23 protein-coding genes, 3 tRNA genes and 1 pseudogene are annotated in these 19,352 nt (G+C 67.4%); 16 read left to right on the top strand and 11 right to left on the bottom strand.

Translation table 11 applies throughout. From position 1 onward, the window contains the following. Window positions 1–4: 4 nt before the first annotated feature. Window positions 5–871 carry a cyclopropane mycolic acid synthase family methyltransferase gene (locus tag JF781_RS15495; protein WP_225328341.1) on the bottom strand — a complete coding sequence of 289 codons (867 nt, stop codon included), beginning with the start codon at window positions 869–871 and terminating at the stop codon, window positions 5–7. Between the two features lie 151 nt (window positions 872–1,022). Between JF781_RS15495 and JF781_RS15490 the strand changes: the two genes are divergently transcribed. Genes JF781_RS15490 through JF781_RS15475 form a run of 4 tightly spaced genes read left to right on the top strand, consistent with a single transcriptional unit; the run spans window position 1,023 to window position 3,841 of the window. After that, window positions 1,023–1,538 carry a nitroreductase family protein gene (locus JF781_RS15490; protein ID WP_225328340.1) on the top strand — a complete coding sequence of 172 codons (516 nt, stop codon included), beginning with the start codon at window positions 1,023–1,025 and terminating at the stop codon, window positions 1,536–1,538. A gap of 47 nt (window positions 1,539–1,585) precedes the next feature. Then, window positions 1,586–2,335, top strand: coding sequence for a class I SAM-dependent methyltransferase (locus tag JF781_RS15485; protein WP_225328339.1), 750 nt, complete (start codon window positions 1,586–1,588; stop codon window positions 2,333–2,335). A gap of 12 nt (window positions 2,336–2,347) precedes the next feature. Beyond that, a complete protein-coding gene (gene cynS, locus JF781_RS15480) occupies window positions 2,348–2,815 on the top strand; it encodes a cyanase (protein ID WP_225328338.1) in 468 nt (155 codons plus the stop codon). Further along, window positions 2,816–3,841 (top strand): patatin-like phospholipase family protein, encoded by a 1,026-nt coding sequence (locus JF781_RS15475; RefSeq protein ID WP_225328337.1) that lies wholly within the window; start codon window positions 2,816–2,818, stop codon window positions 3,839–3,841. 90 nt (window positions 3,842–3,931) lie between these two features. On the opposite strand, the gene JF781_RS15470 is transcribed toward JF781_RS15475, so the two are convergent. The 5 genes and pseudogenes from JF781_RS15470 to JF781_RS15450 form a co-directional block, all read right to left on the bottom strand. Further along, window positions 3,932–4,411, bottom strand: a complete 480-nt coding sequence (locus JF781_RS15470; protein WP_225328336.1) for a hypothetical protein — start codon at window positions 4,409–4,411, stop codon at window positions 3,932–3,934. Further along, window positions 4,408–6,804 (bottom strand): molybdopterin oxidoreductase family protein, encoded by a 2,397-nt coding sequence (locus JF781_RS15465; RefSeq protein ID WP_225328335.1) that lies wholly within the window; start codon window positions 6,802–6,804, stop codon window positions 4,408–4,410. The genes JF781_RS15470 and JF781_RS15465 overlap by 4 nt, the downstream gene beginning before the upstream one ends. Window positions 6,805–6,864: 60 nt before the next feature. Continuing rightward, window positions 6,865–7,560, bottom strand: coding sequence for a crotonase/enoyl-CoA hydratase family protein (locus tag JF781_RS15460; protein ID WP_225328334.1), 696 nt, complete (start codon window positions 7,558–7,560; stop codon window positions 6,865–6,867). A 13-nt stretch (window positions 7,561–7,573) separates the two neighbouring features. After that, a pseudogene (locus JF781_RS15455) lies at window positions 7,574–8,412 on the bottom strand (hypothetical protein); the annotation flags it as partial. 58 nt (window positions 8,413–8,470) lie between these two features. Next, window positions 8,471–9,184 carry an MBL fold metallo-hydrolase gene (locus JF781_RS15450; protein WP_225328333.1) on the bottom strand — a complete coding sequence of 238 codons (714 nt, stop codon included), beginning with the start codon at window positions 9,182–9,184 and terminating at the stop codon, window positions 8,471–8,473. Window positions 9,185–9,317: 133 nt separating this feature from the next. Between JF781_RS15450 and JF781_RS15445 the strand changes: the two genes are divergently transcribed. The 12 genes from JF781_RS15445 to rplA all read left to right on the top strand — a co-directional run bounded on the left by JF781_RS15445 (window position 9,318) and on the right by rplA (window position 14,458). Then, window positions 9,318–9,524, top strand: a complete 207-nt coding sequence (locus JF781_RS15445) for a type II toxin-antitoxin system VapB family antitoxin (RefSeq protein WP_225328332.1) — start codon at window positions 9,318–9,320, stop codon at window positions 9,522–9,524. An 84-nt stretch (window positions 9,525–9,608) separates the two neighbouring features. Beyond that, window positions 9,609–9,681: transfer RNA gene (locus JF781_RS15440), tRNA-Thr, on the top strand. A 53-nt stretch (window positions 9,682–9,734) separates the two neighbouring features. Next, window positions 9,735–9,808: transfer RNA gene (locus JF781_RS15435), tRNA-Met, on the top strand. 46 nt (window positions 9,809–9,854) lie between these two features. Continuing rightward, complete coding sequence (gene rpmG, locus JF781_RS15430) at window positions 9,855–10,022, top strand: 50S ribosomal protein L33 (protein ID WP_003898538.1); 168 nt, start codon at window positions 9,855–9,857, stop codon at window positions 10,020–10,022. 48 nt (window positions 10,023–10,070) lie between these two features. Further along, window positions 10,071–10,550: a (3R)-hydroxyacyl-ACP dehydratase subunit HadA gene (hadA, locus tag JF781_RS15425; RefSeq protein ID WP_225328331.1), complete on the top strand. Its 480-nt coding sequence runs from the start codon at window positions 10,071–10,073 to the stop codon at window positions 10,548–10,550. After that, window positions 10,537–10,965: a (3R)-hydroxyacyl-ACP dehydratase subunit HadB gene (gene hadB, locus JF781_RS15420; protein ID WP_067170032.1), complete on the top strand. Its 429-nt coding sequence runs from the start codon at window positions 10,537–10,539 to the stop codon at window positions 10,963–10,965. The genes hadA and hadB overlap by 14 nt, the downstream gene beginning before the upstream one ends. A 4-nt stretch (window positions 10,966–10,969) precedes the next feature. Next, the gene (gene hadC, locus JF781_RS15415) at window positions 10,970–11,470 is read left to right on the top strand and encodes a (3R)-hydroxyacyl-ACP dehydratase subunit HadC (protein WP_225328330.1); all 501 of its coding nucleotides are present in this window, start codon (window positions 10,970–10,972) and stop codon (window positions 11,468–11,470) included. A 144-nt stretch (window positions 11,471–11,614) separates the two neighbouring features. Then, window positions 11,615–11,687: transfer RNA gene (locus tag JF781_RS15410), tRNA-Trp, on the top strand. A 160-nt stretch (window positions 11,688–11,847) separates the two neighbouring features. Then, a complete protein-coding gene (gene secE / locus JF781_RS15405; RefSeq protein ID WP_225328329.1) occupies window positions 11,848–12,315 on the top strand; it encodes a preprotein translocase subunit SecE in 468 nt (155 codons plus the stop codon). Between the two features lie 60 nt (window positions 12,316–12,375). Then, on the top strand, window positions 12,376–13,200 hold the full coding sequence (gene nusG / locus JF781_RS15400) for a transcription termination/antitermination protein NusG (RefSeq protein ID WP_225328328.1): 825 nt from the start codon (window positions 12,376–12,378) through the stop codon (window positions 13,198–13,200). Between the two features lie 48 nt (window positions 13,201–13,248). After that, complete coding sequence (gene rplK / locus JF781_RS15395; RefSeq protein ID WP_007767860.1) at window positions 13,249–13,677, top strand: 50S ribosomal protein L11; 429 nt, start codon at window positions 13,249–13,251, stop codon at window positions 13,675–13,677. Between the two features lie 73 nt (window positions 13,678–13,750). Next, complete coding sequence (rplA, locus tag JF781_RS15390) at window positions 13,751–14,458, top strand: 50S ribosomal protein L1 (protein WP_225328327.1); 708 nt, start codon at window positions 13,751–13,753, stop codon at window positions 14,456–14,458. A 20-nt stretch (window positions 14,459–14,478) separates the two neighbouring features. On the opposite strand, the gene JF781_RS15385 is transcribed toward rplA, so the two are convergent. The 5 genes from JF781_RS15385 to JF781_RS15365 all read right to left on the bottom strand — a co-directional run bounded on the left by JF781_RS15385 (window position 14,479) and on the right by JF781_RS15365 (window position 19,351). Next, entirely contained in the window at window positions 14,479–15,696 is a 1,218-nt protein-coding gene (locus JF781_RS15385; RefSeq protein WP_225328326.1) for an RNA polymerase sigma factor, read from the bottom strand. Between the two features lie 4 nt (window positions 15,697–15,700). After that, window positions 15,701–16,399, bottom strand: a complete 699-nt coding sequence (locus JF781_RS15380; RefSeq protein WP_225328325.1) for a YciI family protein — start codon at window positions 16,397–16,399, stop codon at window positions 15,701–15,703. A gap of 94 nt (window positions 16,400–16,493) precedes the next feature. Continuing rightward, the gene (gene mmaA4, locus JF781_RS15375) at window positions 16,494–17,390 is read right to left on the bottom strand and encodes a hydroxymycolate synthase MmaA4 (protein ID WP_225328324.1); all 897 of its coding nucleotides are present in this window, start codon (window positions 17,388–17,390) and stop codon (window positions 16,494–16,496) included. A 163-nt stretch (window positions 17,391–17,553) separates the two neighbouring features. Beyond that, window positions 17,554–18,414, bottom strand: a complete 861-nt coding sequence (locus tag JF781_RS15370) for a cyclopropane mycolic acid synthase family methyltransferase (protein WP_225328323.1) — start codon at window positions 18,412–18,414, stop codon at window positions 17,554–17,556. Window positions 18,415–18,502: 88 nt separating this feature from the next. Beyond that, entirely contained in the window at window positions 18,503–19,351 is an 849-nt protein-coding gene (locus JF781_RS15365; RefSeq protein ID WP_255641914.1) for an alpha/beta fold hydrolase, read from the bottom strand. Window position 19,352: the final 1 nt, after the last annotated feature.

Genomic DNA, 19,352 nt, shown 5'->3' with positions numbered 1-19,352 from the left:
GCGCCTACTTCGCCAGCGTGAACTGGTTGACGTCGATGTAGCCCGTCCGGAACGCGTCGGCGCACCCGGTCAGGTAGCGCATGTAGCGCTGGTAGACCTCTTCGGACTGGATCGCGACGGCCTCGCTGTGGTGGGCCTGCAGGGCCTCGGCCCAGTGGTCGAGGGTCCGGGCGTAATGCAGCTGCAGCGACTGCCGGCGTTTGAGGTTGAAACCCATCTTCGACGCGTGGAACTCGACGATCTCGATCGCCGGCAACTGGCCGCCGGGGAAGATCTCGGTGGCGATGAACTGGTTGAAGCTGGTCTGCTCCTCGGTCATCGGCAGGCCGCGCTCGACGATCTGCTGCGGGGTCAGCATGGTGATGGTGTGCAGCAGCATCACCCCGTCGTCGGGCAGGACGCGGTGCGCCATCGCGAAGAAGTCGTCATAGCGGTCGTACCCGAAGTGCTCGAAGGCGCCGATGGAGACGATCCGGTCCACCGGCTCGTCGAACTCCTCCCAGCCGTGCAGCAGTACCCGCCTGCTGCGTTCGGTGTCCATCGCGTCGAAAAGCTTCTGCACGTGGGCGGCCTGGTGGGCCGACAGCGTCAACCCGATGACGTCGACGTCGTACTTCTCGATCGCGCGGCGCATGGTGCCGCCCCAGCCGCAGCCCACGTCCAGCAGCGTCATCCCCGGCCGCAGTCCCAGCTTGCCCAGCGAGAGGTCCATCTTGCGCAGCTGCGCCTCTTCCAGCGTGATATCTCGGCCGCGGTCCCAATATGCGCAGCTGTAGGTCATGGTCGGGTCGAGGAACAACCGGAAGAAGTCGTCCGACAGGTCGTAGTGGGCTTGGACCTCTTCGAAGTGCGGCGTCAGGTTGTCTGCCACGGCGGCTACCCGCCTTTCTGACTTGGGGGCATTCGGTTGTTCACGAGCGGCAGGCCCGGGTGGTTCACCAGGATTTTCCCGATTTGGCCGTGCGCAAACTTCGGCGAGCGTCGTCGATACTGGGGAAAACAGCCGACCGGGAGGGGATCAGATGGACGCTTGGGACGCGATCTGTGCGCGGCGCAACGTGCGCGAGTATCAGCCGCGCGCGATCACCGACGAGGACCTCACCCGGATCGCCGAAGCCGGCTGGCGCGCGCCGTCGGCCAAAAACCGTCAGCCCTGGGACTTCGTCATCGTCACCGACCGCGCCCAGCTGCAGGAGCTGTCCACGGTCTGGCGGGGCGCCGGCCACATCGCGGCGGCGCCGGCCGCGATCGCGATCGTGGCGCCGGTGCCGCCCGACGAGCGCCGGGTGGTCACCGACAACTACGACATCGGCCAGGCCACCATGGCGATGATGATCGCGGCCACGGACCTGGGGATCGGGACCGGTCACTCGTCGGTGGGGGATCAGGAGAAAGCACGCGCCATCCTGGGCGTTCCCGACGATCACCTGGTGGCTTTCCTGCTCGGGGTGGGCTATCCCGCCGATCGTCCGCTGCGCCCGATCCGCACCCCGAATCGCCGGCCGTTTTCCGAGGTCGTGCATCGCGGCCGGTGGTGAGAGCGTGAAAAACCCTCGGCGACTTGCTCAGTCGTAAGCTGAGGGGCGTGCATGACCATCAGGGCGATTACGGGGTCGACGGGTCCTTTCACAAAGTCTCGGCACGAACCCAGGCGATAGGCATCGGCGCCCAGGCCGCCGCCCTGGCCGTGTGGGCGGGGATCAGCTGGGCGCGCGGGAAGCGGCTCAGGGCGGCGCTGGCCGCGGCGTCGAGCGCCGGCATCGCGGGGAACGCGCTCCTGTACATGTACGCGACGCGGTCCGGGAAATTCGTTGTGTGGGACCGGGTTCTGCGCGATCTGCGGCTCGCCGGCGACGAGACGGTGCTCGACCTCGGGTGTGGGCGTGGCGCGGTGCTGCTGGCCGCGGCCAAGCGGTTGCCGCGGGGCCGCGCGATCGGTGTCGATCTGTGGCAGGCGGACCAGACGGACAACTCGCGGCAGGCCACGCTGGCCAACGCGGTCGCCGAAGGCGTCGCCGATCGCGTCGAGGTGCACACCGCCGACATGACCGCGCTGCCGCTGGCCGACGAGAGCGTCGATGTGGTCGTGAGCAACCTGGCCATCCACAACATCGACGGCCACGCCGGCCGGCGACAGGCGCTCGACGAAGCCGTGCGCGTGCTGCGGCCGGGCGGCCGGCTCGCGATCGCGGACCTGTGGGAGACGCGTCAGCACGCCGAGCGGCTGCGCGAACTGGGCTGGCGCAATGTGCGGCGGCGCAACCTCGGCTGGCGGATGTGGTACGGCGGCCCGTGGTTCTCCACGCGGCTGGTCACCGCGACCAAACCGGGCTGAGCGCCGGCGTGCATGCTGGGAGCCATGACGAGAAGCGAACTCACCGAACAGATCGTCGTCGCGCGCCTGGCGAAGGGGCTGACGTGGCAACAGCTGGCCGACGCCGTCGACAGGCCGGTGGTGTGGACCACGGCGGCGCTGCTCGGACAGCACCCGATCCCGGTCGAGCAGGCCAACGTCCTGGCCGAGATGCTCGGCCTCGACGAGTCGGCGGTGCCCGTGCTGGCCGCGGCGCCCATGCGGGGTGGCCTGCCCACCTCGGTGCCGACCGACCCGACCGTCTACCGCTTCTACGAGGCGCTGCAGGTGTACGGCGGCGCCCTCAAGGAGCTGATTGCCGAACAGTTCGGCGACGGGATCATGAGCGCGATCAACTTCAGCGTCGACGTGCAGAAGAAGTCGCACCCGTCCGGTGACCGCGTCGTGGTCACGTTCGACGGGAAATTCCTTCCCTACCAATGGGTTTCGTCGGAGCAATAGATGGGACCCGAGGCAGACGACCCGAAGCCCGTTGATCTCGTGCTTTCCGGCGGGGGCGTCAAATTCATCGGTCTGGTGGGCGCGATCGTCGCGCTGATGGATGCCGGGTATTCGATCAAACGGGTGTCCGGCGTCTCGGCCGGTTCGGTGGTCGCGGCGATCCTGACGGCCGGCTCCAACGACGGTCAACTGACCGGCGCGCAGGTCAAGGAGCTCGCCTTCTCGGTGCCCCTGCGTAAGTGGCGCGACGCCGGGCCCGTCCCCTACCTCGGGGCGGCCTGGGGGCTGGTCACCGATTCGAGCATGTACCGCGGCGACGTGGCCCACGACTGGATTCGCAGCGAGTTGAAGAACTTCGGGGTCACCTGCTTCGGCGATCTGCACCTCGACGACGACGGCCTGCTCGACGGGCGGCGCGACAAGCTGGTGGTCACCGTCGCCGACCTGACCGCGGCCCAGCTGGTGCGGTTCCCGTGGGACTATCGACGGCTCTACGGCCTGGACCCCGACGAGCAGCCGGTGGCCGACGCGGTGCGCGCCTCGATGGCGATTCCGTTCTTTTACCGCCCGCTCAAGCTCACCGGCGCCGACGGCACGACGTCCACCCTCGTCGACGGCGGCGTGCTGTCGAATTTCCCCATCGACACCTTCGACCGGCCCGACGGCAGGGCGCCGCGCTGGCCGACGTTCGGGGTCACGGTCCTGCCGAGGCTCACCGAAGGCATCGGCGCCGTGATGCCGGCGCTGAAACCGTTGCGCTTCTTCGAGCAGACGGCGTTGCTGGAAAGCCTGGTCACCACCATGCTGGCCGGCCACGACCAGACCCATCTCAGCCAGCCGTGGGTCGCGGCGCGCGCGATCCCGGTCGAATCGACCGATGTCGGCGTGCTCGACTTCGACATCTCGAGGGGCCGCCTCGAAGAGCTGTACCAGAGCGGCTATGCCGCGGCGCAGGCGTTCCTGTCGACGTGGGACTGGCCGGCATATCTGGACCGGTTCCGGGTAAACCGTCGCCCCGCCGGGTGAAGTGACGGCTCGGCGCGCACGTGCCAGACTGGCGGCGAGGAGGCGAGACGAACGCGGTGGCGGCTGATGGCGGCCACCGCGTTCGCCGTTTCAATTCATCAACACTTGCGGCGAAAGCTCTTTGAGCATCGCGTTGGCCCAGCGCATCTGGCGCAGGGTCTCGGGATGACAGCGCGAGGCCAGGCCCAGCAGTTCGGAATCCTTGGCAGCCTGCGCGCCCTGGGCCAGCAGCTCCCAGTCCAGCGACACCCCCGCCGACAGCCGGTGAATCCGGCGTAGGTCGGCGAGCAGCACCAGGCCCGGCTCCGGCCGGTGCCGCAGCAGGCCGCTGAGCCGCGATTGCCAAAAACCCGTGATCGCGCCGGTGCGGGGATCGGCGGACAGGTGCAGGCCGTAATGGCGGCCGTGCTGCGCCAGCTCGGCGAGGTGATGGCGTGACCACCCGGCCAGGTCCTGCGCCAGGTGGCAGACGTCCTGGTCGCTGTGGTGTCGCGCGGCGACCACGTTGAGTTCGTGGGCCAGTTTGCGTTCGGAGCGGTGCAGTTCGCGGAGCGCCATTTTGAGCTTCACGCCTGACCCCCCATCGGCAGGGCTTCGGCAACCGCCGCGGGCGGCGCGGCAGCGGCGCCGTTCCCACCGACTCGCCGCGCCCGGCTTTTCCGCAGCCGGGCGGCGGCCGTCTTGTAGATCGGCTGCTTGGACACCGGATCCCAATCGGTCATCGTGAGCTCGTTGCCGGCCCGGTGATGACCGCCTGCTCCGGTGTCCCAGTAGCCGTAATGGAAGGGCACGAACAGCACGCCCTCGCGGATGCCGCAGATGCGCGCGGGGGCGATGACGCAGCCGCGCGGCGTGCTCACCTCGACCAGCTCACCCTCCGCGATGCCCAGCCGGCGCGCGTCGCCCGGCGACACCTCGACCCATACCTCGGGTGCTGCCTGCTGAAGTTGCTGTGCCCGTGCGGTTTTCGTGCGGGTGTGGAAGTGGTAGACGGTGCGGCCGGTGATCAACGCGAACGGGAACTCCGGACTGGTCGGCTCATGGGGCGGGACGTATTCGGCCGCCTTGATGATCGCCCTGCCGTAGGGGTTCATCGAGCGGTATTCGTCGGGCTGCAGCGGGGCGCCCGTGATCAGGTCCTTGCCGTACGCCTCGCAATAGTCGGGTTTCGCCCAGAACTTCGCGTCGGCGTAGAGCCGTTCGGTGCCGTCGGGATGTTCGGCGTTGCAGGGCCATTGGATGCCGCTGCCGCCGCGCAGCTTCTCGTAACTCAGGCCGGTGTAGTCGCACGGCCGGCCCGCGCTGCATTTCTTCCACGCCTCGAACGCCGACTCGGCATCGGTCCAGGGCGGGAAGGGTTGACCGTCCTTGTCGCGGAAGTCCATCCGGCGCGCGTAGTCCAGGAAGATGTCGAGGTCCGAGCGCGCGGAACCCGGTGCCTGGACCGCCTTTTCGGACAGGTGCACCGTGCGGTCGGCGTTGGTGAACGTGCCGGTCTTCTCGGCCCACGCCGCGGCGGGCAACACGACGTCGGCCAGCGCGGCGGTTTCGGTCAGGAAGATGTCCTGCACGACGAGGAACAGCCGCTCCTGGGAGAAGATGTCGCGGATGCGGGCCAGCTCCGGCAGCGACACCAGAGGATTGGTGGCGGTGACCCACAACATCCGCAGCGTCCCCTCCTCGGCGAAGCGGAACATCTGCATGGCGTGCGTGGGCGGGGCGTAGTGCGGAATCTGCAGGGGCTCGAGGTTCCACAACTCGGCCAACTCGGCGACGTGAGAGTCGTTGGACCAGTTGCGGAAACCGGCCAGATCCCCGTCGGCGCCGCATTCGCGGGTGTTCTCCGCCGTCGGCTGCCCGTTCATCTGCAGCACGCCGCAGCCGGGCTTGCCGAGCATGCCGCGCACCAGGTGAATGTTGTTGACCTGCACGGCCGCCGCGGTGGCCTGGTGCGACTGGTAGAAGCCCTGCAGCACGGTGGACAGCAGCCGCTGCGCCGTGCCCAGCAGCCGGGCGGCATGCCGGATGTCCTCGGCGGGCACGCCGCAGATCTCGGCGACCCGCTCGGGTCCGAACTCTTCGACCCGGCCGCGCAGCTCGTCGAAACCCACTGTGTGCGAGTCGATGTAGTCCTGGTCGATCCAGCCGTTGCCGATGATCTCGTGCAGCAGCCCGTTCATCAACGCGACGTTGGTGCCCGGCAACGGCGCCAGGTGGACGGTGGCGCGCCGGGCGACCGGCGTCAGCCGCGGGTCGACGCAGACGATCGCCGGCGGCGCGCCGCCGTCCAGCCGGTCCAGCATCCGCGCCCACAGCACGGTCTGCGTCTCGGCGACGTTGTGCCCGAACAACGCGATGACGTCGGCATGGTCGACATCGGTGTAGGACCCCGGCTGGCCGTCGCAGCCGAACGATTCCTTCAGCGCCTCGGCCGCCGTCGCGGTGCACAGCCGGGTGTTGCCGTCGACATGGTTGGTGCCGATCGCCCCGTGCGCGATGGCGCCCTGCGTGTAGTAGGCCTCGAGGAACAACTGCCCGGAGGTGTAGAAGCCGATCGAGCTGGGGCCGTAGCCGTCGAGCAGCCGCTTGCTGCGGTCGACGATCCGCTGCATCGCGGTGTCCCAGTCGCACGGCTTGAGCTCGCCGTGCTCCCTGATCATCGGGGTGGTGAGCCGGTCGGCGGAGGCGTTGGCCTGCCAGCCGAACAAATCCTTGGGGTCGAGCCGGCCATGGTTGACCCGGTCGACGGCGCGCCCGCGCACGCCCACGATCCGGCCGTCCTTGACGGCGATGTCCAGACCGTCGCCGTTGGAGTGCAGCACCGCCGCCGATTGCACCCAGCGATCCACCGACTCGGCGGTGATCCCGTCGGCCAGGTAGGTGTCGACTCGGTCCGGCCATCGGGTGCCCGGCTCGTATGGGGTGCGCGTGCCCCAGGGGTCCGCGATGCGATCAATGGCCACAGGCCAGGACTTCCCCGGCAGCGGGCCGCGAAACCATCTGGGCCCGGTGCGCTCAGCGGCTTAGAGCCCGAATTCGGCTTCGATCCCGTCGATGCCGGCGCGGATGGCGGCCAGGGCGTCGGCGCGAGTGCGCAACTTGGTGGCGGCATGCGCGCGCTGATTGAGGCCGGCGAATTCGGTGGCGGCTTCCTCGGCGCGGTCCAGCACCATCTCGGGCAGCACGATCTCATCGATAAAGCCTGCGGCAAGGGCGGTTTCACCGAAAAACGTCTTGGCCAACCCTGCGGCCTGCTGATACCCCGACGGCGTCAGCCGCAGCTTCATGATCTCCAGCGCGGCGTAGGGGATGACCATGCCGATCGCGACCTCATTGGCCTGGATGTTGTAGGCGTGGGCGGCTACCCGGTGATCGCCCGCCGACAACAGGAACGCCCCCATCGCGATCGCGTGGCCGGTGCACGCCATCACCACCGGCTTCGGAAACGACAGGAGCCGGTAGGCGAGCTCGAACCCGCCCCGCAGCATGTCGATCGCGGGCTGCACCTCGCCGGAGGTGAGGATCTTCAGGTCGAAGCCGCCGCTGAACACCCGCTCATTGCCGGTGATCACCAGCGCCCCGGCGTTGTCCCGCTCCGCCTGGTCGATGGCGTCGCCCAGGGCCTGCTGCATGGTCGGGCCCAGCGCGTTGACCTTGCCGTCGTCCATCCTGATGACGGCGACGGAGTCCTTGGTGCTGTAGTGGACCGGGGCGGTCATGGGTGCTCCTGCTCCTCGCCGTCAGGCGGACTGGTTGTGGTGTCTGCCCAGATCGTCTTCGGCGTTACTCCAGCGCAGGCTCACGTCGGTGGGTTCGTCGAGTTGGCGGGTGAGCCATCGGTCTTGGGTTTCCCGAACCGCGGCGTTGATCCGTTCGATCTCGCTGCGGAAGACCTCGGGCCGGGTCTCCTTGCTGGCGTAGTGGAAGTAGGTCAGCAGGCCGCGCAGCAGCTCCAGCTTTTCCTTCTCCCGCTTCGCGAGGTCATGGGTGGTCATCAACTCGATGCGCTGCACGGGTGGCAGGGCGTCCCAGTCCAGCACCACCTCGGTGTGCAGCGGCGAACGCTCGCGCTGCCAGAATCGCCGCCGCGGCTGGGCGGGGCGGTCGTAGTAGCTGACGGTCCCGGTGAAACGCGATTCGATGCCGCTGCCGATCTCGGCGCGGTCGAGCGCGGAGTCCCACACCAGGCGCCATTCCTGGCCGGGCGCCAGCACCGGCAGCTCACGGGGCAGCCGCAGTTCGACGACGTCGGCGTAGCCGTCGGTGGCGCTTTCGTATTCGGCCACCGTCGGGGGATTGACGAACGAGAACTCGATGTCATAGGCGGCGGTCTGGCCGAAATTGCGGACCACGAGCTCGATCACGTGCCAGTCGGCGGGATGCGGTTCCATGAACACCCCGACGTGCGGGCGGGTTTGCTCCGCCGCCGCGCGGCGATTGCGGGTGATCTGGCGGTTGGTGAAGACCAGGGTGACGACGGCGAGGGCGATCGCCGCCCACGCTGCCCACGCTATCCAGGTGCTGGACCCGACGTGCGTGACCCCATGCCAGCTGTCCTGGATCCAACCCATGGAATCCACCCTCCGCTTATATCACAGGGCAGGACGCCGAATGGTCACCATCGAGCGATCAGCCACCCATCAGCATTCGCCATTGGTCAAGGTCTGCCGCCCGGTACACATAGTTGGACCGCTTGACATCCGACAGCGCGGCACTGGGCTCAGCCGAATACCAATGCCCCGGAAACACCGTCGGGTCACCGGGAAGGGTCGCGAGCCGCTGCAGGCTGCGGTACATCTCGTCGGAGTCGCCGCCGGGGAAGTCGGTGCGCCCGCAGCCCTCCAAGAACAACGTGTCACCGGCGACCAGGCGGCCGTCGAGCAGAAAACACTGGCTGCCCGGGGTGTGGCCGGGGGTGTGCAGCAACTCGATCTCGATGTCGCCGATGCTGACCTTGTCGTGGTTCTCGTGCGCGGTCAGGTCGCCCAGACCGATCCCGGTGACGCGCGAAACCCACAGCGCCTCATGGGTATTGACGTGCACCGGCACGGGGGCCCGTTCCAGCAGTTCGGCCAGGCCCTGCAGCGAGAAGCCCATCATCGATCCGCCCACGTGGTCGGGGTGGTGGTGGGTCACCAGCACCCCGGACAGGCGCATGCCGTCGGCCTCGATCGTGTCGAGCAGGTCACCGGCGGCGTAGGCCGGGTCGACGACCACGCAATCCCCGGTTTGCCGGTCGCCGATCAGGTACGCGAAGTTGCGCATCTGCGTCGCGAACATGTCGCCGGCGGCGAAGTCGCGGCCGGAGAGCAGTTGACGGAAGTACAGCCGGTCATCTGACACGTGACCAGACTAGGACGCGGATCGCGGCGGGCCGCGGGTAGTCCGCCGCCGCTTCGTTCGCGCCGCCCGGGTTCGGCGCGACACCGCTTCTGAGCACCGGGTTGGGCTCGTTTCCAGTGGGTATGGTTGGCGCATGAAGAAGAAGGTCGAGATCGAGGTCGACCTCGATCTGGTCGATGAGGCGATCCAACGCTTCCGTGTCGCCGACGCGCGCGAGGCAGTCAATCTCGCGTTGCGCACCCTGCTTCGTGAGGGCGCTGCCGCCGAAGAGGACGCCGAGTACGACGAGTTCAGCGACCTCAACGCGTGGCAGCCCCGCCGCTCCGGCGAGAGCGGGTGAGCTGCGGTACTCGTGGTTTGGTGCCGCTGCGAGCCAGGTTGTACCCTCTTTTAGGCCCGCGCGACTGATCGCTTCGGGTGAACGGCCCCCTTAGCTCAGTCGGTAGAGCGTTTCCATGGTAAGGAAAAGGTCAACGGTTCGATTCCGTTAGGGGGCTCGGCGGACGCCGAGCAGGCGTGGCGGCCCCGACCCCAAAACGGGGTGGCCAGAGGCGATGTAGCTCAGTCGGTTAGAGCGAACGACTCATAATCGTTAGGTCGCCGGTTCGAGTCCGGCCATCGCTACAACAGAACAGCACCAGATCTTTTCAAGAATCGAGAGAGAACCGTCATGGCGTCCAGTACCGACGTACGGCCGAAGATCACCTTGGCATGCGAGGTGTGCAAGCACCGCAACTACATCACCAAGAAAAACCGCCGGAACGACCCGGACCGACTGGAGCTGAAGAAGTTCTGCCCCAACTGCGGTAAGCACCAGGCGCATCGGGAGACACGCTAGCGGCGCCCCGCCAGCGTTTATTCCGACTGACTAGGTAGTTTAAGAATCGTGGCGTTAACCGAAAGCATCGTCGGGATGCACTACCGCTACCCCGATCATTACGAGGTGGAGCGGGAGAAGGTCCGCGAGTACGCGGTCGCCGTGAAACACGACGACCCGGCGTTTTTCGAGGAGAAGGCGGCGGCCGAACTCGGCTACAAGGGGCTGCCGGCCCCCCTGACCTTCGTCTGCGTGTTCGGCTACATGGCGCAGACGGCGTTCTTCAAGCACGCCAACGTCGCCGTCCAGGACGCCCAGATCGTTCAGGTCGACCAGGTCCTGAAATTCTTCGCGCCACTCGTCGCCGGGGACAAGCTCTACTGCGACGTCTACGTGGACTCGGTGCGCGTGTCGCACGGCACCCAGATCATCGTCACCAAGAATGTCATCACCAACGCTGCCGGTGACGTCGTGCAAGAGACCTACACGACCCTGGCGGGCCGTGCCGGCGAAGATGGAGAAGAGGGATTTACTGATGCCACTGCGTGAGTTCAGCTCCGTGAAGGTGGGTGACCAGCTTCCGGAGAAGACCTACCCGCTGACCCGGCAGGATCTGGTCAATTACGCGGGCGTATCTGGCGACTTGAACCCCATCCACTGGGACGACGAAATGGCCAAGGTCGTCGGCCTGGACACCGCGATCGCGCACGGCATGCTGACCATGGGCATCGGCGGCGGCTACGTCACCGCCTGGATCGGTGACCCCGGCGCGGTGACCGAGTACAACGTGCGGTTCACCGCCGTGGTGCCGGTGCCCAACGACGGCAAGGGCGCCGAGCTGGTCTTCAGCGGCCGGGTGAAGTCGGCGGACCCGGAGACCAAGTCAGTGACCATCGCGCTCACGGCCACCACCGGCGGCAAGAAGATCTTCGGCAGGGCGATCGCGTCCGCGACACTCGCGTAGGCCCATGGCGCTCAAGACAGACATCAGGGGGATGATCTGGCGCTACCCTGACTACTTCGTCGTGGGGCGGGAACAACTCCGTCAGTTCGCGCTGGCCATCAAAAACCGTCACCCGGCCCACTACGACGAAGACGCCGCCGCCGATCTCGGCCACGACGCGATCATCGCGCCGCTGACCTTCGGGACCATCTTCGCCAAGCTGGTTCAGCTGGATTTCTTCCGGCACGTCGACATCGGCATGGAGACGCTGGTGATCGTCCAGGTCGATCAGCGGTTCGTGTTCACCAAGCCGATCAAGGCCGGCGACAAGCTGTGGGCCCGCATGGACATCGTTTCGGTGGACGAGCGGTTCGGCGCCGACATCGTCGTCACCAAGAACATCTGCACCAACGAGCACGACGAGGTGGTCCTGGAGGCATACACCACGCTGATGGGTCAGTACGCCGACAACTCCGCGAACCTGCGCTGGGATCCGGACTCCGGCCAGGTCGTCAGAACGGCGTAATTAGTATCTGACTCCTCGTCCGATGTACACTCGGACCTCGGGGTTTTCCCAGCACCAGCGCGCTTTCCGTGAGTCGAGCAATCGGAAGGCGCGCGTGTCATGTAAGCCCCGGTAGGTAAGCGCAGGTTGGCCTGCCAACCGCGAAGGGGCGTAGCTCAACTGGCAGAGCAGCGGTCTCCAAAACCGCAGGTTGCAGGTTCAAGTCCTGTCGCCCCTGCTGAAGACGGACGGGACACCGGATTCGAGCGTCTGGTGACGACGCAGGCCCGCGGCCTGAGGAGGAACCGGACACCAGGACTGTGCCATGGTGGACACTGGAAGACGTGCCGCCACCGATGGGACGGCTCTCGGGGTACTAGCAAACAAAGGAGCGTGCGGTGAGCGACGAAGGCGACGTTGCCAACGACGCCGCAAGCGACGGCACTGACACCACGGACGGCCGCGCGAGCGGCGTCCGGACGGCGGTGGTGGCGCGGCCACAGCGCCCAACCGGTAAGCGGTCCCGCCAGAAGGCGGCCGACGCCGGCGAGGACGCCGACGCCGGGTCGCCGGACGAACTCGAGGTCTCCGGCAAGGAAAAGGCCAAGAAGGGCGCCTCCAAGTCCGGCGGGGCCAAGAAAGCGGCCAAGCTGAAGAAGTCCGCGGACAGTCGGGCCAACCCGTTCGTGTTCGTCTACAACTACCTCAAGCAGGTCGTTGCGGAGATGCGGAAGGTCATCTGGCCCAACCGCAAGCAGATGCTCACGTACACCTCCGTCGTGCTGGCCTTCCTGGCCTTCATGGTGGCGCTGGTCGGCCTGGCGGATTTCGGCCTGACCAAGCTGGTGCTGTTGGTGTTCGGCTGAGCGAGCGACGCCGCTTTCAAAAGTGACGCCGCCTTCAAAGTGACAGAGAGGACTCACACCGTGACTACCTTCGACGGTGACCCGTCCGCGGGTGACGCGGTCGACCTGAAAGAGACCACCGAAGCCTCCGAAGCCGCCGAGGCTTCCGCGGCTGCTGAGGTTTCGGGCGACGCGGCCACCTCGGCGGATTCCGGGGCCACCGACGCGACCACGGACGAGACCACCGACACCGCCGGGGCGCCCGACGAGCCGGCCGAAGAGGCCGACCCGGCCGTCGCGCTCAAGGCGGAACTGCGCAGCAAGCCCGGCGACTGGTATGTCATCCACTCCTACGCGGGATACGAGAACAAGGTCAAAGCCAACCTCGAAACGCGTGTGCAGAACCTCGACGTTGGGGACTACATCTTCCAGGTGGAGGTGCCCACCGAAGAGGTCACCGAGATCAAGAACGGCCAGCGCAAACAGGTCAATCGCAAGGTGCTGCCCGGCTACATCCTGGTGCGCATGGACTTGACCGACGACTCCTGGGCCGCGGTGCGCAACACCCCCGGGGTCACCGGGTTCGTCGGGGCGACCTCGCGACCGTCGGCCCTGACGCTCGACGACGTCGTCAAGTTCCTGCTGCCGCGCGGCGCGACGAAGAAGGCCGCCAAGGGCGCGGCGGCCACCGCCACCGCCGCCGAGGCCGGCGGGCTGGAACGTCCGACCATCGAGGTCGACTACGAGGTCGGCGAATCGGTGACGGTCATGGACGGGCCGTTCGCGACGCTGCCCGCCACGATCAGCGAGGTCAACGGCGAGCAGCAGAAGCTCAAGGTGCTGGTGTCGATCTTCGGCCGCGAAACTCCGGTCGAACTGACCTTCAGCCAAGTCTCCAAGCTCTAAACCGGCGCATCCGCCGGGCACAAACCAGGAAGGAACGAACAACATCTCATGGCCCCGAAGAAGAAAGTCGTCGGGCTGATCAAGCTTCAGATCCAGGCGGGGCAGGCCAACCCGGCGCCGCCGGTCGGGCCCGCGCTCGGTCAGCACGGCGTCAACATCATGGAGTTCTGCAAGGCGTACAACGCCGCCACGGAGAACCAGCGCGGTCAGGTCATCCCGGTCGAGATCACGGTCTACGAGGACCGCAGCTTCACCTTCGCGCTCAAGACCCCGCCCGCCGCCAAGCTGTTGCTCAAGGCCGCCGGCGTCGGCAAGGGCTCGGCCGAGCCGCACAAGACCAAGGTCGCCAAGGTCAGCTGGGATCAGGTCAAGGAGATCGCCGAGACCAAGAAGGCCGACCTGAACGCCAACGACATCGACGCGGCCGCCAAGATCATCGCCGGCACCGCCCGGTCGATGGGCATCACCGTCGAGTAATACCCCGCATCACCCCGTGGGAGGGCTGGCTTCGGCCCGGTAACCACGACCCAACACCAGATTGGATGAATCAATGAGCAAGAACAGCAAGGCATACCGCGCCGCCGCCGAGAAGGTGGACCGCAACAGCCTGTACTCCCCGCTGGAGGCGGCCAAGCTCGCCAAGGAAACGTCGTCGAGCAGGCAGGACGCCACCGTCGAGGTGGCGATCCGGCTGGGCGTCGACCCGCGCAAGGCGGACCAGATGGTCCGCGGCACGGTGAACCTGCCGCACGGCACCGGCAAGACCGCCCGGGTCGCGGTGTTCGCGGTCGGCGACAAGGCCGAGCAGGCGCAGGCCGCCGGCGCCGATATCGTCGGCAGCGACGACCTGATCGAGAAGATCCAGGGCGGCTGGCTGGAATTCGACGCCGCGATCGCGACCCCGGACCAGATGGCCAAGGTCGGTCGCATCGCGCGGGTGCTCGGCCCGCGCGGCCTGATGCCGAACCCCAAGACTGGCACCGTCACCCCCGACGTCGCCAAGGCCGTGGCCGACATCAAGGGCGGCAAGATCAACTTCCGCATCGACAAGCAGGCCAACCTGCACTTCGTCATCGGCAAGGCCTCCTTCGACGAGAAGTCCCTGGCCGAGAACTACGGCGCCGCGCTCGACGAGGTGCTGCGGCTCAAGCCGTCCGCGTCGAAGGGCCGCTACCTGAAGAAGATCACGGTGTCGACGACGACGGGCCCGGGCATTCCGGTGGACCCGGCGGTCACCCGCAACTTCTCCGAGGCCTGAGTTCTGCTCGCGGGTGAGCGTCAGCCCCCGCACTCAGCGATGCGGCGACGCAGGAACGCCCGGCCCGGCTCAGACCCGTTGGACTCCAACGCCGTTCGGTACCAGGTGAGCGCATCGGCCGGTCGGCCGGCGCGGCGCAACAGGTCGGCGCGCACGGTCGCGACGAGGTTCGAGCGGGCGAGCCGCGGATCGCCCGCCACGGCGTCCAGGGCCGCCAACCCGGCGTCGGGACCGTCGCGAAATCCGATCGCCAGCGCGCGATTGGCGGCCACCACCGGCGAACCGGTGATCTGCCACAGCCGGTCATAGGCCGAGCAGATGGCGGTCCAGTCCGTGTGCTCCCAGGACGGGGCCGTGGCATGCAGGGCGGCGATCACCGCCTGGGGCAGATAGGCGCCCGTCGAACCCTGGGCCCGCCGCAACCGCTCGAGCCCGCGGGCGATGCGGGCGCGGTCCCACCGGCGGCGGTCCTGATCCTCGAGCGGCACCAGCATCCCGGACCCGTCCACCCGGGTCGCGCGTCGCGAATCGTGCAGCAGCATCAGGGCGGACAGCGCGTGCGCCTCCGGCTCGGAGGGCAGCAGCGCGCACAGCTCGCCGCCCAGCCGGATCCCTTCGTCGCACAGGTCGTCACGGATGGCCGACGGGCCCGCGGTCGACCAGTAGCCCTCGGTGAACACCGAATACACGCAACCCAGCACGTGCGGGGTGCGCTCGGGCAGCAGCTCGGCGGGCGGGACCCGCAACGGGATGTTGGCGTGCCGAACCTTGTTCTTGGCGCGCGTGATTCGCTGGCCGATCGCCGTTTCGGTCTGAAGCAGAGCGCGGGCGATTTCGGCGACGGTCAGGCCGGACACCAGCCGCAGCGTCAGCGCCAGTTGCGATTGCCGGTCCAGCGCCGGGTGCGCGCAGGTGAACATCATCCGCAACTCGTCATCGCGAACCGGATGCGGGTCGGTGTGCTCGGTGCGTGCCCTGATGTCGTCCAGCACGGCGGCCAATTCCTTTCCGGGGCGCACGGATTCGCGGCGCAGGCGATCGCGGGCGCGGTTACGGCCGACGGTCACCAGCCACCCGCCCGGGTTGACGGGTACCCCGTCGCGCGGCCAGGTGCGCAGCGCTTCGGCGCAGGCCTCCTGGACGGCGTCCTCGGCGACGGTGAGGTCACCCGACCACCGCGCGAGCGCGGCCACGGCCGGGCCCCACTCCCGGCGGAAGACGCCGTCCAGGTCGGCCATCTGCCTACAGGCCGGAGACCCCCGCCAGCTGGCGCAGGTGCACTGCCGAGGCGGGGATCATCGAGCCGATCTTGACGGCCTCGTCACGGTCGGCGGCGCTCAACAGGTAGATCCCGGTGGCGATTTCGGCGCCCTCCGCGTACGGCCCGTCGGTGATGAGGACCTCGCCGTCGCGCACCCGCACGGTCGTCGCCGTGGTCCGGTCGTGCAGCGCGGCGCCGCCGATCACGTGATCGCCGGCGGCGGCGTGCAGATCGACGTGCTTGGCCGCCACCGCCTCCCACTCCGGGGTGCCCGGTGTGTGCGCGGATTCGGGGGGCTCCAGCAGCAGTGCGAGCCAGTCGTTGCCGGTGAGCGCGCGGGACGGCTCGACGGCGTGGACCACCGGCCACAGCTCCACCGCCCCGAACGCGGCGACCGGGACGTCGCGCGCCAGCGCAAGCGCCTCGTCGAGGTTTTCGGCTTCGAAGATGTAATAGCCGCATGCCACCTCGGCGGCCTCGGCGAAGGGGCCGTCGGTGACCGTCGGCGCGTCGGGACCGCCGGTGATGGCCACTGCGGCCGCGGCGGGCGCCAGCGCGTCACCGGCCTTGATCGCCGGCCCGGCCTTGGCGTGAAAGGTCTCGAATGCCGCCATCGCGGCGGCGGCATCGTCGGGCGTACGGTCCTGCTCCTTGCTGATCAACAAGGCGAAGTACTGCATGGTCGTCACCTCCGGTAAGTGAGCGAAGCCGTCTGCTCCACTCTCTACCTACTCGACGAACCGCGCAGCGCCGATCCGACAGGCGCCGCGGAATTCAGGCGGCCGCGCCGGGCTTGAGGTAGGTCACCAGGCTGACGTCGAGCATCTCCTCGGTGAAGTAGTGCTCGCAGCCGCGCAGGTATTTGATGTAGCGGTTGTAGACCTCTTCGGAAGTGACCTCGATGGCCTTGTCCCGGTTCGACTCGAGCGTGTCACCCCAGATGTGCAGGGTCTTGATGTAGTGCGGCCGCAACGAAAGAGGTTCGGGCACAACGAAACCGGCCTTCTCGCCGTGATCGACCATCATCTGGGTGGAGGGCAGCCGGCCGCCGGGGAAGATCTCGGTGACGATGAACTTGATGAACCGCGCCGTCTCGAAGCTCAGCTTCTTGCCCCGCGCGGCCAGGTCGTACGGGTGGTAGCTGACGCTGCTCTGGACGGTCATGCGGCCGTCGGCGGGCATGATCTCGTAGGTCCGCTTGAAGAAGTCGTCGTAGTTCTCGTGGCCGAAGTGCTCGAAGGCCTCGATCGACACGATGCGGTCGACCGGCTCGGAGAAGTCCTCCCAGTTCTGCAGCCGCACCTCCCGCGAGCGACCGGTGTCGATGGACCCGAGCAACGCCTCGGCGCGGGCGTGCTGGTTCTTGGACAGCGTCAGGCCGATGACGTTGACGTCGAACCGCTCGACGGCGCGCTTCATGGTGCTGCCCCACCCGCAGCCGATGTCGAGCAGGGTCATGCCGGGCTTGAGGTCAAGCTTGTCGAGGTTGAGGTCGATCTTCGCGTACTGGGCCTCTTCCAGGGTCATGTCGTCGCGCTCGAAGTAGGCGCAACTGTAGATCCGCGACGGATCCTGGAACAGGCCGAAGAACTCGTCGGAGACGTCGTAATGCGCCTGAATGTCTTCCGAGCGCGTCCGCGTCTTCGTCGGGCCAGTCGGTTGCTCAGCCATTTTCGTCCTGTTCTCCTGGATGACGTTCGCTGCCCCTGGTTGCGCGCGCATCGAGGCGTCCGGTTGAGCAGCAACGATACCCAACGGCGAGGCATCGTCTCCTAAGGGTGCGAGCGCGCGTCGCGGGCCCGACCGCGCAGCCAAACTCTACTTTCCGCCGACGCTACTTGGTGAGCGTGTACTGGGCCACGTTGGAGATCCCTTTGCGGAAGAGGTTCGCGCAGCCCGTCAGGTAGCGCATGAACCGGTCGTAGACCTCTTGGGACTGCAGGGCGATCGCGCGCTCGCGATTGGCCTCGAGGTTGGCCGCCCACGTGTCCAGCGTCCGGGCGTAGTGCGGCTGCAGGTATTGCGCCTGCTCGAGGGTGAACCCGCTGGCTCGCGAAAGGTCGACGATGTCGGCTTCGCCGCACATCTGCCCGCCGGGAAAGATTTCCTTGCCGAGGAAGTGCAGGAAACGCAGGTCCGACATCGTGATTTTGATGCCGACTTCTTTCCAGTGCGATTGCGGGTAGGTGAAGATGCTGTGCATCAGCATCCGGCTGTCGTTGGGGAGGGTTTCGTAGGCCCAGTCCCAGAACGCGGGCCAGCGTTCCTTTTTGAACGCGTCGAAGGCCTCGAAGCTGATGATCCGGTCGACGTGCTCGTCGAACTCTTCCCACCCCTGCAGCCGGGCCTCGGCCCGCCGCGTCGTCGGGATCTCGGCCAGCCTGGCCTTGGTGCGCGCGTAGTGGTTGCGGCTGAGCGTGATGCCGATGACATTCACGTCGTATTTCTCCAGCGCCCGGACCACGGCCCCACCCCAGCCGCACCCGACGTCGAGCACCGTCATGCCCGGCTCCAGGTTCAGCTTGTCCAGCCCCAGGTCCAGCTTGGCGAGCTGCGCCTCGGCCAGCGTCATGTCATCGTCTTTGAAATAGGCGCAGGTGTACACCATGTTGGGGTCGAGGAACAACGCGAAGAAGTCGTCCGAAATGTCGTAGGTCGCCTGCGACTCTTCGTAATACGGCTCCAGCTTGACCATCGCTACACCCATCCTCCTTCGACAACCGTACAACCCGCCGCCTTGGACTGAAAATGCGGGGAAACGTTTCGGCAGAATGCTTTTTGGCTCAGCACGCCCTAGCGAAATTGTTTGTCAGCACGCCGACCACCTGGTCCCACAACTGCTGTGGCAGATCATGACCCATCCCGTCGAATAACACCAATCGGGCGCCGTCGATGGCGCGGGCCACCGCGCGGCCCCCGAAGGGCCGCATCAACTTGTCCGCCCGGCCGTGGATCACCACGGTGGGAGCGACGGTGCCCCGGTTGTAGCGCCGCAGGCTCCCGCTGCCCAGCACGGCGGCGAAGTGCCGCGCCACGCCCTGCGGGTAGTAGTTGCGGTCGTACCCCTCGGCGGCCTCGGCGCGGGCCTGTTCGTCGGGCACCCGGTAGCGCGGGCTTCCGATGATCTTGCCGACGCGCACCGCGTTGTCGATGATCACCTCCCGCGGCGAGTCCGGCGGCGGCCCTTTCAGCAGCGCCAGCAACGCGCGCGGCGCCGGCGGCGGCAGCAGGGCCGCGTTGTTGCTGGAGAAGATGATCGCCAGGGTTCGGGTCCGCTCGCGGAAGCGCGCGGCGAAGATCTGGGCGATCATGCCGCCCATCGACGCGCCGACGACGTGGGCGCGCTCGATGCCCAGGTGATCGAGCACGGCCGCGGCGTCGTCGGCCATGTCCTCGAGCTTGTAGACCGCGTTGCTGGGCAGGCCCAGCCAGGACCGGGCCAACCGCGTGGCCAGCGGCTGCCCCGAGCTGCCGTACCGGGTCTTGCTGGACAGGCCGACGTCGCGGTTGTCGTACCGGATGACGCGCAGACCCCGGTCGACCAGCTTTTCGCAGAACGCGGTGCGCCACAACACCAGCTGGGCTCCCAGTCCCATGATCAGCAGGACGGGCGGGTCGTCGACGTCGCCCATG

Origin of the sequence: Mycobacterium sp. WUMAC-067, assembly GCF_020217485.1 — a bacterium.
Lineage (GTDB): Bacteria > Actinomycetota > Actinomycetes > Mycobacteriales > Mycobacteriaceae > Mycobacterium.
The sequence above is the reverse complement of the archived record's forward strand: the minus strand, read 5'-3'. Positions and strand labels throughout refer to the sequence as shown.

Excerpts from the sequence above, each read along its gene's own strand:
- JF781_RS15490 (WP_225328340.1), top strand. The coding sequence starts at position 1,023 with ATGGACGCTTGGGACGCGATCTGTGCGCGGCGCAACGTGCGCGAGTAT.
- cynS (WP_225328338.1), top strand. The coding sequence starts at position 2,348 with ATGCTGGGAGCCATGACGAGAAGCGAACTCACCGAACAGATCGTCGTC.
- JF781_RS15475 (WP_225328337.1), top strand. The coding sequence starts at position 2,816 with ATGGGACCCGAGGCAGACGACCCGAAGCCCGTTGATCTCGTGCTTTCC.
- JF781_RS15460 (WP_225328334.1), bottom strand. The coding sequence starts at position 7,560 with ATGACCGCCCCGGTCCACTACAGCACCAAGGACTCCGTCGCCGTCATC.
- JF781_RS15445 (WP_225328332.1), top strand. The coding sequence starts at position 9,318 with ATGAAGAAGAAGGTCGAGATCGAGGTCGACCTCGATCTGGTCGATGAG.
- rpmG (WP_003898538.1), top strand. The coding sequence starts at position 9,855 with ATGGCGTCCAGTACCGACGTACGGCCGAAGATCACCTTGGCATGCGAG.
- hadB (WP_067170032.1), top strand. The coding sequence starts at position 10,537 with ATGCCACTGCGTGAGTTCAGCTCCGTGAAGGTGGGTGACCAGCTTCCG.
- hadC (WP_225328330.1), top strand. The coding sequence starts at position 10,970 with ATGGCGCTCAAGACAGACATCAGGGGGATGATCTGGCGCTACCCTGAC.
- rplK (WP_007767860.1), top strand. The coding sequence starts at position 13,249 with ATGGCCCCGAAGAAGAAAGTCGTCGGGCTGATCAAGCTTCAGATCCAG.
- rplA (WP_225328327.1), top strand. The coding sequence starts at position 13,751 with ATGAGCAAGAACAGCAAGGCATACCGCGCCGCCGCCGAGAAGGTGGAC.
- JF781_RS15385 (WP_225328326.1), bottom strand. The coding sequence starts at position 15,696 with ATGGCCGACCTGGACGGCGTCTTCCGCCGGGAGTGGGGCCCGGCCGTG.
- JF781_RS15380 (WP_225328325.1), bottom strand. The coding sequence starts at position 16,399 with ATGCAGTACTTCGCCTTGTTGATCAGCAAGGAGCAGGACCGTACGCCC.
- mmaA4 (WP_225328324.1), bottom strand. The coding sequence starts at position 17,390 with ATGGCTGAGCAACCGACTGGCCCGACGAAGACGCGGACGCGCTCGGAA.
- JF781_RS15370 (WP_225328323.1), bottom strand. The coding sequence starts at position 18,414 with ATGGTCAAGCTGGAGCCGTATTACGAAGAGTCGCAGGCGACCTACGAC.
- JF781_RS15365 (WP_255641914.1), bottom strand. The coding sequence starts at position 19,351 with ATGGGCGACGTCGACGACCCGCCCGTCCTGCTGATCATGGGACTGGGA.